General features: G+C 34.3%; 11 protein-coding genes. All 11 read right to left on the minus strand.

The window, feature by feature from the left end; genetic code table 11:
• Positions 1-15: 15 nt before the first annotated feature.
• On the minus strand, positions 16-876 hold the full coding sequence (locus LNP23_RS15730) for a zinc-binding metallopeptidase (RefSeq protein WP_230001910.1): 861 nt from the start codon (positions 874-876) through the stop codon (positions 16-18).
• Positions 877-899: 23 nt separating this feature from the next.
• The gene (locus tag LNP23_RS15735; RefSeq protein WP_047775098.1) at positions 900-2,381 is read right to left on the minus strand and encodes a RagB/SusD family nutrient uptake outer membrane protein; all 1,482 of its coding nucleotides are present in this window, start codon (positions 2,379-2,381) and stop codon (positions 900-902) included.
• Between the two features lie 11 nt (positions 2,382-2,392).
• Positions 2,393-6,118, minus strand: coding sequence for a SusC/RagA family TonB-linked outer membrane protein (locus LNP23_RS15740; RefSeq protein WP_230001911.1), 3,726 nt, complete (start codon positions 6,116-6,118; stop codon positions 2,393-2,395).
• 306 nt (positions 6,119-6,424) lie between these two features.
• On the minus strand, positions 6,425-7,537 hold the full coding sequence (locus LNP23_RS15745; RefSeq protein WP_047775100.1) for a FecR family protein: 1,113 nt from the start codon (positions 7,535-7,537) through the stop codon (positions 6,425-6,427).
• A gap of 89 nt (positions 7,538-7,626) precedes the next feature.
• Positions 7,627-8,238, minus strand: coding sequence for an RNA polymerase sigma factor (locus LNP23_RS15750; protein WP_230001912.1), 612 nt, complete (start codon positions 8,236-8,238; stop codon positions 7,627-7,629).
• Between the two features lie 862 nt (positions 8,239-9,100).
• On the minus strand, positions 9,101-9,529 hold the full coding sequence (locus LNP23_RS15755; protein ID WP_230001913.1) for a hypothetical protein: 429 nt from the start codon (positions 9,527-9,529) through the stop codon (positions 9,101-9,103).
• 135 nt (positions 9,530-9,664) lie between these two features.
• The gene (gene sucD, locus LNP23_RS15760) at positions 9,665-10,537 is read right to left on the minus strand and encodes a succinate--CoA ligase subunit alpha (RefSeq protein WP_047775108.1); all 873 of its coding nucleotides are present in this window, start codon (positions 10,535-10,537) and stop codon (positions 9,665-9,667) included.
• Positions 10,538-10,622: 85 nt separating this feature from the next.
• Positions 10,623-10,985: a hypothetical protein gene (locus tag LNP23_RS15765; RefSeq protein ID WP_047775109.1), complete on the minus strand. Its 363-nt coding sequence runs from the start codon at positions 10,983-10,985 to the stop codon at positions 10,623-10,625.
• 1 nt (position 10,986) lies between these two features.
• Positions 10,987-11,916, minus strand: coding sequence for a UDP-3-O-(3-hydroxymyristoyl)glucosamine N-acyltransferase (locus LNP23_RS15770; protein ID WP_230001914.1), 930 nt, complete (start codon positions 11,914-11,916; stop codon positions 10,987-10,989).
• Positions 11,917-12,025: 109 nt separating this feature from the next.
• Entirely contained in the window at positions 12,026-12,592 is a 567-nt protein-coding gene (gene efp / locus LNP23_RS15775; RefSeq protein ID WP_047775112.1) for an elongation factor P, read from the minus strand.
• A 188-nt stretch (positions 12,593-12,780) separates the two neighbouring features.
• A complete protein-coding gene (lpxA, locus tag LNP23_RS15780; protein ID WP_047775114.1) occupies positions 12,781-13,566 on the minus strand; it encodes an acyl-ACP--UDP-N-acetylglucosamine O-acyltransferase in 786 nt (261 codons plus the stop codon).
• Positions 13,567-13,568: the final 2 nt, after the last annotated feature.

Below are 13,568 nucleotides of genomic sequence, written 5' to 3' on the forward strand. Positions count from 1 at the left end.
TACATTAACGGACACTTAGTTATTTACGACGTTGGTTGTATTTCTCTGCGCTGCATCTCTTAAAGCATAAAAGTCAATTCCGAAAGCATCTTTATAATACTGTACTACGATTGCTTCTTTTCTTTTCAATTTATCCCTTCCGTCAGCGCTTGTAATACTGGCAAGAATTGCGTCGTATTCTGCTACTGAACTTATCAATATAACAGAAGCTGTTTCAGCAAAATCTTCAGTAACATTGTTTCTTGCATAGTTCGTAACAAAACCTAGATTTCTTGAAACTGCAAGATTTTCTAAATGCCAGGTTCCTGTATAATCCCCTGGAGTAATTTTTTGCCAAGCTTGCTCGTCAAAAGGTTTGTTTTGATTTAAAATGTGTACATACTCATGTTGAATGGTATGGATGAATTCAGTAACATTGTCTCTGTTTTTTTGATTCAGATAATCTACTTCAAAAAGGGTGATTCTCTGACCTGAATCTGCGATACCAAGTGTTCTGGTTCCGTTTGAATTTGAATTTACTCCACCAACCAAAACAATTTCTCTTGGTGCGATGATTTTTACAAAATCAGCCCCTCCAACTTCTGAATAACTATCGATCCAGATTTGTTTAACGATATTTAAAGCTGGTTTAACTTTATCTACTAATGGAGGAAAAAGAAATCTGTTGTTATCGACTTTATTCTGATTCCATAAGTATTGTGCGTTAATATTATAGGGATCCAGGTAATTTGTTGTGATCCATTTGTCTAGCTCCGTTTTTGGAAGAGGTGAAAAATCCAATTGACTTTCCTTAGGTTGATCTTCATGAGCACAAGCTGCAAAAGTTAAAACTCCTGCAACAAGTATCATCGTTCTATATAGTTTAAATATTTTCATAGTATCTTAAATTTAATAAAAATTTATCTAGGATTTTTTTCTACGCCGTAGTTTGATGCACTTAGCGGTATTTGTAATGCTCTTCGTTTATCGTCTTTAACCAATGTGTTTACAGGTTTTCCTTGATCTTCACGGCTTACAACAATATTAAAACGTTTTACATCAAACCATCTTAATCCTTCATGAACAAAATCTCTTCTTCTCGCTTCGGTAAGCGCTTTAACATAAGAAGTTTGTACGTCTGTCATCGTATAGAACGGTGTTAACTCATCTGCAATTACAGGGTATCCTGCTACAACATCTGCTTCAGTAAGTTTATCTGTTGCGGCATTGTATCCGGCTGTTCTTGTTCCTAAAAAGTATTCCAATTCTGTGTTGGCATCTGCAATTCTGTTTTTCATAACAAGTGCCTCAATACGGTTTAGATAAAACTCATCATTAGACAAAAGTACGATTCCACAATAAGCAATTCCAATATTTGCCGTTAGATTTGTATATTTAAAATACTCTTCAAATTTTGGTGTAAATAAAGTACTGCTGCTGTTGTAGCTGTAAAAATCAAAAAGCCAGGCTTTTCCAAATGGATTTGTTCCATTAAAAAGTTCTCTTTGTTTCTCATCTGTCAAATAAAAATTACTACCATTTGCAGATCTTCCGACTAATGTATTTGGTGATCCAATTAATAAATTTGACGTAAGAGAAGATTTACTGTATTCGATAAATTGAATATCCGGAGCTAAACTTGACAAAGTTACATAATCTTTTAGTTTACCAACTGGTTTAGATCCTAATCCGCTTGAAACTTCAAGTACCTTATCCCAATCTCCTTTTATTAAATAGAAACGGCTGGCAAATGCTTTGGCTGCTTCTTTGTTGAAATGGAACTTTGGCTCTTTATAGTTATTCGATACGTATCTCAATCCTTCTTCAATATCTTGTTGAATGAAATCAAAAACTTCTTTTACTGTATTTCTTTTATAACTTTTCAGTAATTCTGTTTCCGGTTCTGTAACATAAGGAACCCCTAAATCTGTTGCAGCAGTAGCCGGATTATATCGGTTTGACCAAAAGGTAACCAACATAAAATGAGAGTATGCTCTTGCTAATAAAGCTTCTCCTTTTTGAGGATTTAAGCTAGTAGGATTTCCTAGTTCTTTAATGGACTGTAAAGCCTGATTAGCATGCGCAATAGCTCTGTAACAAGCATCCCAATAATTAGCCTGAGTATCTATATTGGTCTCGTCTTGCATTTCCCAATAGTAACTTTGTGTACTTTTTACACTGGCGTTATTTAATTCAGCATCGGCAACGTTATCAGACATTGTTTCTCCCAAATCCATATAAGAAGCCAGCGGGTATGCATTAACCAATAACTCGGATATTTTTTCCGGTGTATCTATTTGAGTTCTGTTATCGGGAACCTCTGACAAAAAATCATCACAGCTACTAACACCAACGAGCAGTAATAAGGCAGCGGTTATTTTTATATATTTTATGTTTTTCATAATCAACTATATTAAAATGAAAGGTTTAAAGTAAAACTGTATTGTGTTGTAATTGGGAAAGCTACACCTCCTGTATTACGGAATTCAGGATCTTGTCCGTTTAATCTCTTATCAGAATAGATCAACCAAGGGTTAACTGCTGAACCTTTTAATGTAAAGGTACTTACGCCTAATTTTTTCTTGAAATCATTAGGGAATTCCCAGCTAAGTGAAACATTTTTTAGTCTTATGAAATCACCATCTGCAATTCTAACATCAGAATAATTATAAGTATTGTAAGCACGTCCAAGCGTATTAACTCCACCGTAATTTGTAATCAAACGTTTGTCAGCAATAACCGGAACGTCTGTACGTTGTTCGTCACCTGGATTGATCCAACGATTTGTGAAATCTTTTGTAAACACAGCTAAATCATCGTATTGACTGCTGAATGCCGGGTTTAAACGAACTTTGTTTCCACCTGATCCTACGAAAAACACATATAATGACCAGCTTTTGTATGTAAACGTGTTAGCTAAACCAATTGATTTGTTTGGCTCGATTGAACCTTCGTATTTCAAGTACTTAGTAACATTTTCAGTATCCTGAAAATTAGCTCCAGTTACTTTATCATCTTCACCATCCTGCATCACAAAAGTTGGTAATCCTTGGTTATTTAAACCTGTAAATTGGTAAGAATAGATTGAATTTCTAGGACGACCAAGAGCATTTCCTCCATTTCCATCAACTAAATCAAATGCTGTAGGTTGATTTTCTAATTTTGTAATCTTTTGGTTGAACACAGAGAAATTAAGTGTTGTTGACCATTTAAATTTATCTGTAACAATGTTTTGAGTAGTAAAACCAATCTCAATACCTTTAGTTTCCATATTAGCATTATTTCCTTGCTTGATTTTTTGTCCTCCAATTCCTGAAGTAACAACAAAATCAACTAAATCAAATGCTTTACGGCTATAAACGTCTGTTGTAAACTGAACTCTGTTATTAAACATTCCTAAATCAACACCGATGTTGGTTTCGTACTGTTTTTCCCAAGTCAAATCAGAGTTTTGTAACTGCTCAATATCAATTCCTGTTTCTCTGTCTGGAATACCTAGACGGTCTGTAATAAAACTTTTGTAGATCGCTAATGAGTTGGTCGCCGGACCGGCTGTTGCAGTAAGCCCATAAGATGCTCTTAAAGCTAAATTATTGATAGATTCTACATTTTTCATGAATTTTTCTTCAGCAACATTCCATTTTCCACTAAAAGTATAAGTCGGAAGCCATCTTGAAGAACCACTGTTTCCTTGTCTGTTTGATCCGTCATAACGACCTGTAATCGATCCTGTATAACGACGATCATACGTATATCCTACTTTACCAAAGAAACCAACTGTTCTTTCTCTTTCAGCACTTAATCCATAGTAAGAGTTTCCTTCATTAATAATTTTTTCAATAAGTTTTGGATCGGTAAAAGCTGTTAATCCTCTGTCGTATTGAAGTCCTGCAGCAGTAAAATTATCACTGTTTCTGTCTAAAGATCTTAGCTCTGTACCGAAAAAGCCTTCTAATTCATGCTTTTCATTCAAAGTATTTCTGTACGTCACACTGTTTCTGATATTGTAAGAAGTCAGGTCGTTAGTGAATTTTCTTAAGAATCCACCATTAGGTAATACAGAAATTGGTTGTGCTGTTAAATCGTTCGGATCTTTATATAAAAAGATGTTAGCGTCTCTAACGATTGTGTTTGCGCCATCTGCACCATATTCTGTACCCGCTTTGTAAGCTCCTACAACATTTGAATTTTCGTAAATTTTGTGCTCTCTTGAAGTATTGGCATAACGCGCAGAACCTGTAAGATTATAACTTAAATGTTTGTTGATTTTATAATCTAAATCCAATTGAAAACGGATGTCTTTTACTTTAATTTCTAAAACATTGTTTTGCAATTCGTTAATAATATTCATTGGAGCCCAGTTATTTCTGTAGTACTCTAATCCACCTGCGTCATTATAAGGACGAAGTGTTCTGCTCGTACTTAAAACATAATTGAACGGGTTGATATCAAAATCTCTGGTTACGTTACCGAATACAACATCTTGTTGGCTTTCGTAACTTCCCGGAGCGGTTTGATCACGAACAGAAGCTAAGGTAGACAACGTGATGTTTAATCTGTCGTTTACATAAAAAGTTCCTTTAATATTCGATGATAATTGTTTTACACTGTCAGCAATTGTCCATCCCGGATCTGTGTAATAACCCAATGATGCATAAAAAGTATTGTTTTTTCCACCACCTGAAAAGCTTAAAGAGTGATTTTGTGTAATTGAAGGTCTGAATAAAACTTTGAACCAATCTGTGTTTCCTAATTCGTATTTTTTCAGAAACTGATTCATATAAGGTTGCTCGTTTCTAACCCCGAACTGTCCATTTGATGTGTTGTAGGTGTTAATTTCTTTTGAAAGAATATTGTAAACCCCACCATATCTACCCTGAAGAGTTGATGGCATGTCAAGAAAACCTTTTTGTTCCATTTCTTTTAAAATACTCATAGATTCCTGAGAATTTAGAATATCGTACTGTGTGTAACTTGGAACTGTTCTAACTGTATTTTCAACAGAATAACTTACTTTTAAAGGAGAATCTCTACGTCCTTGTTTTGTTGTAACAACTACAACTCCATTTAATGATCTTGAACCATAGATTGAAGTAGCTGATGCATCTTTCAAAATTTCAATACTTTGGATGTCATTTGAGTTTAATCCCGCAACTGCAGAACTCAACAAAGTTTCAGAGTTTCCTGAAGCTAAATCTGCAAATGAAATGTTGATGATATCTTCTTGTACCACACCATCGATAACCCATAATGGTTTTGTATCACCAAAAATGGAAGAAGATCCACGAACTGTAATTTTAGGAGCAGTACCAAATGTTCCGGTAACGTTCTGAACCGTTACACCCGCTGCTTTTCCTTCAATCATTCTACTGATATCTACAACACCGTCTACTTTTAATTCAGTACCCGAAATTTTACTAATCGCTCCTGTAAAAGTTCTTTTTGATGTTTTTTCGTAACCGGTAGTTACTACAACCTCTTTTAAGTTCTGTCCTGCTTCGTTCAAAACAATAGTTGGGGTAGTATTCGATATTCCAATTTCTTTAGTCTCCATACCAACATAAGAAATTACTAAAGCGGTACTATTTGCCGGCATTTCGATAGAGAAATTACCGTCAAAGTCCGTTAATACAGCTACTTTTGATCCCTTAGCCAATACGGTTGCACCAGGTAACGGAACTCCACTTGGGTCCGTAACTTTACCTCTAATGATTGGTCCCGGAACCAGAACATCAAATAATGAAGCCGGAGTTTCTGCGCCTGAAAAAATATTCTTGCTGCTTTTTTGCAATATAATCTGATTGCTAATTTCAGCGTATGAAATATTTAAGGGTTCCAGAATTCTCGACAAAATTGCCGATAAGGTCTCATCATTTGCTTCTATACTAACTCTTTGGTTGAGTTGTGTTATTCTTGAATTATAAGAAAACTTAACCTGAGCCGATTTTGCAAGTTTAGACAATGCGTTATCCAAAGTTAAATTTTCAACTGTAATTGTAACTTTGGTGTCTAGTTTCTTTTGTCCATTTATATCGTTTGCCATAGCAACACTTGAAAAGATAAGTGCTAAGACAAACTGAAATAGTGTTATTTTCATGATTCGATGGAGTAATCGTTGTTTAACAACTGGTTTTTTCATAATTTTGGTTTGTTTTGATTAATACTGTTTCGTGCGTATTCTAAGAAACGACTGAATTATTCTTTACAGAGAACAATTCAACTTTAATGAAGTGTCGATAATGTTACAGCATTTCGACACTTTTTTTTTGCATTCTACTATTTACATAGGCATTCTTTTGTTTTTTTTGGTTATTTTATTTTGGTTTTGGTTGTTTTTAAACTTGTTCTATTTAAAGAAATCCTTTATCTATTTTTATTTTTCTATGGGATTATTCAGCGAAAAATAATTTCTCAAAGCCATGAAGACTTTAGTACAAAAAATAGATTAATTACATCCTTCAGATAGTATGATAATCTGGTTTCCATTCATTTCAAAGCTGGTATTATTACCGATACTTTTGCATACAATTCTTAACTTCTCCGTCAGAGGCTGATCGCTAAGCGAAGTGGTAAGATGACACTCCTTTAATTTGTCTTTAGGATAATCAATATCAATCAGATAAGCTTGCTCAATTGTTTCAAAAATTTGAGCGACCGGTATATCGGTAAATTCAAAACTTAATTGTTCGATATTACCAACACTGCTTACCAATGTTTTGTCCTGAGTAATATTGGTGATTTTGTTAAAAGTTAGATCACTTCGTTGAAAACGCAATGCCTGATTAGGGAGTAAAACGACCTCCCTATCCGACATCGATACTAATTCATTCGATTTAACCTTAACTTTACCGGTGCGAACGAGAACTTCTACATTTGGCTGATCGGAATAAGCTTTAACCCTAAAGCTGGTTCCAACAACTTTTGTAACAATTTCGTTTGCGTAAACGAAAAAAGGCTTTTTAGGATTTTTACTAATTTCAAAGAAACCTTCGCCGGACAAATACACCTTTCTTTCGTTTCCGGTAAAGATTTTAGGATAACTTAATTTACTATTGGGTTGTAATAAAACAGAACTTCCGTCTGATAATGTAATGATTTGAGGTTTGCTGGAATTATTTGTTTGTTCCACCAATCCTTCTTTATTGTCATCAATTAGTTCATTGTAGGTAACAACTTCATGACTTGTGCTTGAAGTGCTTTTGTAAAACCAAACCGACATTAAGCAAAAAAATAATGCGGCAGCAACTCCAGCTAAAAAATATTTTTTTAGAAAACTAAATGTGTTATTTTGAGTGGAATCAATTTGATTCTCTTTTTTTTCAATTTTGCTCCAGGTATCCTGCAACGCTTTGTGAATATCGGAATTGGATAATTCTGAATTTGGTGCTTTCATTGCAAGCAAAAACAATCTTGCATCTTCAACCAATTTCGCACGTTGCTGATTTTCTAAAGTCCATTCTTCCCAACCGTCCTCGTCAATTTGAGAGAGGATCCAGGACTGGAATGATTTATCAGATAAAAAATCTTCTATTTCGGTATATGTACTACGTTCTTGCATCTGTATTTGAGGTTACAAAGACATAGAGGACAGTACTCTTATTATATACTCACCAAATTGTGATTTTTTTTATATTTTTAAAAATAAAATTAAAAAGTACTTGAGGATAGTAGTGCAATTATAGAAAAAGTACCTTTCCATTCCTTGCGAAGCGTAAGTAAACCGCGGTACAAGAGATTACTTGCAGACTGATAATTGACATCCAGCATTTCTGCGATTTGTTCAACTGTAAGTCCCTGATGGTATCTGAGATACAAGGCTTCTTTTTGTCTTACCGGAAGATTATTTAATAATTCATTCAAATGCGTCACTTTTGCTCTTGTAGTATCATCGTCATCGTCGATAAGTTCATGCTCTACCGAAAATTTCAATAAAAAAGCTACAGAATCAGTGCTTGCTGCTTTGCGAAAGATGTGGTCTCTTTCGTGTAAACGTGCAATTCTTTTACGAACACTTGATAATAAATAAGCTTTTACAACTACAGAACCTTGCAAGCTGTTCCTGTAGACCCATACATCAGTAAACACATCTTGTATGCAATCCTGAACTTTCTCTGCAAAGGGCGAAAGTGAATTACCGTAATTAACCAAATCTCTGTAATACCTTTCGAATAGTAATGAAAATGATTTCTCATCTCCTTCTTTCAGGTTAGTCCAAAGCGTAATGTCATCAAATGGGGTTTGTAAAATTTTGGTTTTCATAACTTGGTTTTGGCATAGAATTATTGATAAAGAGTACTGTTAGTTAATATCAAGAAGATACTTTTTTAACATTATCTTTTAACTTAATGCTCTAAATGTATAAAAGCAAAAATTTAAAACCAATTTTTTTACAAAAAAGAGACGGTTTCCTAATACAGGAAAACCGTCTCTACGCCTTTATTTTAACGAAGTTTTAACTATTTTGGGACGCAACCATTTTTTTTACTTTTTTTTAATTGTGAGATTTTACTACAACTTATTCTTTAATCAACTAAAATCGCTAAATGTTTCTGCTGAATTTTGTTTTATGCTTTTCGAAGAAATAATTCAATCGTTCTTTTTGGATATTTTGCCTTAAATCTTTACTGAATTGGCTGTAATTTTGGATCAAGACTGAAAGTTGCAGAGTGGTAAAAATTAAAGATAGGTAGTGTTGAAAAAAGTGAAAAAAGAAGAAATCCATTTTAATCCTAAAAATTCTATCTAACTCTTTTTAAGTTATTAAAAAATAAGTTGTTTAGATTCCTCGTTTTCGTGACCATCTTCATCATTCTGCCACTGATTAAAAGGATTTACACAGATTTTATAAATCATTTTAATCTTTTAATCTGTGGCATTTTTCTCGCTCATAGAGGTGCCAAATTAGCAACTCTTTGTCAAAGTCACAGACGTATTTTCTTGAAATCTGTTGCAAAGAAATAATTCGAGTAAATTGGTGCAATTCGTGGCAAAAGATTTAAAAAAAACTGAAAACACAAACGGCTTAATCACAATGTATTGCAAATTAATTATAGAGCAAAAAAAAAGTCCTACTAAACAAATAGTAAGACTTTAAGTCAAATTGTATTAAGAATAGAATGCCTTAAAAAGCTACATTCCATTTAGGTAATTTTCCATTTGCATCTAAGAAATTTTGTAAAACCTGTCCTTCTACAGTTGTTGGAATTCCTTTTACTTCTACAGTAAAAGTCTCATACCAAACCACTTCCAGAGCAGTGATGTTTTCTAGTTTCATTTGTGCTGGCCAAGAATATTTTCTACCTGTTTTTGCAAATTGGTGACCGTTTACGATTTTGTCGTATAAGCCGCCATTTTTGCTTTTTAGAGTTCCGTCATTCTGAACAGTTCCGGTAGAACCAACCATAATTAACTCTTTTGCATCTCCTTCAACAGCGTAAACAACAAAAACTCCTGCTCCTGATTCCGGTGCGTTACAAGCTTGTTCTAGGCTATCTTCTACAGTAAAAGTAAAGCTATTGCTTACTTTAAACTTTTCTAATTCTTTGTTCATATCTCTCTTTTTAAGCGTCTAAGTTTCTGAGAAACTAAGCTGCTAAGCTTTAATTTATCCTCTTTTTAAAAATGTAAAAAAGTCTCAACACGAATTGAGACTTTTTTGGAATTTGTTATTTTGAATATTTGGAGATTATCCAAGTATTTCTTTTACTTTTTTACCAATTTCAGCTGGTGAATCAACAACGTGAATTCCGTTGTCTCTCATAATTTGTTTTTTAGCAGCAGCTGTATCATCAGAACCACCAACAATAGCACCTGCGTGACCCATTGTTCTACCAGCAGGAGCAGTTTCTCCGGCGATAAAACCAACAACTGGTTTACGGTTACCATCAGCTCTTACCCATTTAGCAGCATCAGCTTCTAATTGACCTCCAATTTCACCAATCATGATGATAATTTCAGTTTCAGGATCGTTCATTAATAATTCAACAGCTTCTTTAGTTGTAGTTCCGATAATTGGATCTCCACCAATTCCGATAGCAGTAGTAATTCCTAAACCTTGTTTTACAACCTGATCAGCAGCTTCGTAAGTTAAAGTTCCTGATTTAGATACGATACCAACAGTTCCTTTTTTGAAAACGAAACCTGGCATAATACCAACTTTAGCTTCTCCCGGAGTAATAACACCTGGACAGTTTGGTCCGATTAATCTGGAATTTCTTTCTTTAACATAATTATTTGCTTTAATCATATCTGCAACAGGAATTCCTTCAGTAATAGCAATAATTACTTTAATTCCAGCATCAGCAGCTTCCATAATTGCATCAGCAGCAAAAGCCGGCGGAACAAAAATGATAGATGTATCAGCTCCAGCTTGCTCTACAGCGTCTTTTACGGTATTAAAAACCGGACGATCTAAATGGCTAGTTCCACCTTTTCCAGGAGTAACACCACCAACAACATTAGTACCGTACTCAATCATTTGAGAAGCGTGGAAAGTTCCTTCGCTACCTGTAAATCCTTGAACAATTATTTTGGAATCTTTATTAACTAAAACACTCATGATATATATTTTATGTAGTTTTTAAAATTGTGATGCAAAAATAAGGTTTTGTAATGTATTTTACTCTTTTTGTCATCAAAAAATATTAAGAAAATTGACTCATTTGGAATCCTCGATATAATTTGTCGTCTTTAATCTGCCAAATGGTAGAAAAATGAGCCAACAACATCTCCTCTCTTGGGTTTTCGATCGTTTTAACGTAATGAGAATAACGTATTGATACTAAATCATCTTCGGCAATAATATGGCTTATTCGGACTTTAGACCGCACATAAGCACGACTTAATTCATTGGCCATTCCTAGTAAAGAATCATAATTCATCAAAATTAGCCCTTTACTGCTATTCCAATCTAACAAGACTTCCGGATGCAGATAGATTTTCATGATTTCGCTATCAATCAAGGCATCGGACTTATAAAATTTTTGAACAAATTCTTTTATAGACATATTACTTCAATTTATTTAGAATTTCGGGAATCTTTTTGATATTAGCCAATTGCTTCAACTTTTCTCTTGATTCTTCGATTGGAGTTCCGAAATAAGATTTCCCTCCTTCAACCGATTTTGTAACACCTGTTTGTCCCATAATAACAGCCTTAGTTCCAATCGTGATACCACTAGTGGTGCCCACTTGTCCCCAGATTGTTACTTCGTCTTCAATAACAACACAGCCGGCAATACCGGTTTGTGAAGCGATCAGACATTTTTTGCCAATTACAGAATCGTGTCCAACATGCACCTGATTGTCAATTTTAGTCCCATCCCCGATTGTAGTATCTCCTGTAACACCTTTGTCAATTGTACAAAGGGCACCGATACCAACATTGTCTTCAATCACAACTCTACCGCCTGAAATTAACTGATCGAAACCATCCGGACGTTTTTTGTAATAAAAAGCGTCAGCACCTAGAATCGTTCCGGCATGGATAATTACATTATCACCAATAACGGTATGATCATAAATAGAAACATTAGAATGAATCAAACAATTCTTTCCAATTTTTACATGATTTCCAACAAAACTATTAGGTTGAATGTGCGTTCCTTCTCCAATGGTAGCAGAAGCGGAAACCGCTACGTTTGCAAATTGAAAAGGTTTAAAGTGTTTGGTCAGGGTATTAAAATCTCTAAAAGGATCATCAGAGATCAAAAGTGCTTTTCCTTCCGGGCAATCTACTTTTTTGTTGATTAAAACAATTGTAGCCGCCGATTGTAAAGCTTTATCGTAATATTTTGGGTGGTCAACGAAAACAATATCTCCAGGTTCAACAACATGTATTTCATTCATGCCTAAAACGGGGAAGTTTTGGTCGCCTATAAATTCGCACTCAAGCAAATTTGCAATTTCTTGTAAAGAGTGAACTTTTGGAAATTTCATATTTTTTAATTAGATAATTTGCCAATTGGATAATGGGATAATGTGCTGGTTAGAAGATAATAAACTTAATTATCTCATTGGCACATTATCCCATTATCTAATTAATATACTACTCTTTTACACGCTCCATATAAGAACCTGAAGCGGTATCAATTTTAATTTTATCTCCTTCGTTGATGAACAAAGGAACGTTTACATTTGCACCAGTTTCTACAGTAGCAGATTTAGTTGCATTAGTAGCTGTATTTCCTTTAACTCCCGGCTCAGCATAAGTAACTTCAAGAATTACAGAAGATGGCATGTCTACTGATAGAGGTAAGTCAGTTTCAGTATTTACCTGAACCATTACACTTGTTCCTTCTTTTAATAATCCCGGAGCATCCAGGATGTTTTTATTCAAAGAAATTTGCTCGAAAGATTCTGTATTCATAAAATGAAATTCATCTCCTTCAGCATATAAAAATTGGTAATTATGCGTCTCTACACGCACATCATCAATTTTATGTCCTGCAGAAAAGGTATTGTCTAATACTCTTCCTGTAGTTAAACTTCTCAATTTTGTTCTTACGAAAGCAGGACCTTTTCCAGGTTTTACGTGAAGAAATTCAACAATTTTATAAATATCGTGATTGAATTTGATACACAATCCGTTTCTAATATCTGATGTAGATGCCATTTTTTTATATTTTAGATTTAAGAATGTAGATTTTAGATTCTTATAAAAGAACCAATCTCCCTTTTTTATATTTTAGATTTAAGAGTTCAGATTTTAGATTCTCTGAAAAGAATCAATCTGTCTTTTTGGATTTTAGAGTGTAGAATTTCATAATCTAAAATCTACACTCTAAAATCTAAAATCTTAAATTAGTAATTACCTGAATAACCTTTCATAATTCCTCTTGATGAATTTCTGATAAAATCAAGAATTTCATCTCTCTCAGGAGTGGCTTCCATTTCGGCTTCAATAATGCTTAAAGCCTGTGTTGTATTGTAATTTTTTTGGTATAAAATTCTGTAAATTTCTTGAATTTCTCTGATTTTATCGGTGCTAAAACCTCTTCTTCTTAAACCAACCGAATTGATTCCCACGTATGATAACGGTTCTTTTGCTGCTTTTGTATAAGGTGGTACATCTTTTCTTACCAAAGAACCACCGGAAATCATAGCGTGATCTCCAATATGGATAAATTGATGAATAGCTGCTAAACCTCCAATTACAGCATGGTTACCCACAACAACGTGACCTGCCAAGGCAACTCCGTTTACAATAATAGCGTTATTACCAATTTCGCAATCGTGAGCAATATGCGCGTAAGCCATAACCAAACAATTGTCTCCTAAAGTCGTTTGCCCTGAAGCAACAGTTCCTCTATTGATGGTTACACATTCTCTGATCGTACAATTGTCACCAATAATAGCCAAAGAATCTTCTCCGCCAAATTTTAAATCTTGTGGTACAGCAGAAATTACAGCTCCGGGAAAAATATTACAATTTTTTCCGATACGAGCGCCTTCCATAATGGTCACATTTGAACCGATCCATGTACCGTCACCAATAATAACATTATTGTGGATTGTTGTAAAGGGTTCAATTACAACGTTTTTAGCGATTTTAGCGCCAGGATGAACATAAGCTAATGGTTGATTCATCT

This window comes from Flavobacterium cupriresistens (genome assembly GCF_020911925.1).
In the GTDB taxonomy this organism is placed as follows: Bacteria; Bacteroidota; Bacteroidia; order Flavobacteriales; family Flavobacteriaceae; genus Flavobacterium; species Flavobacterium cupriresistens.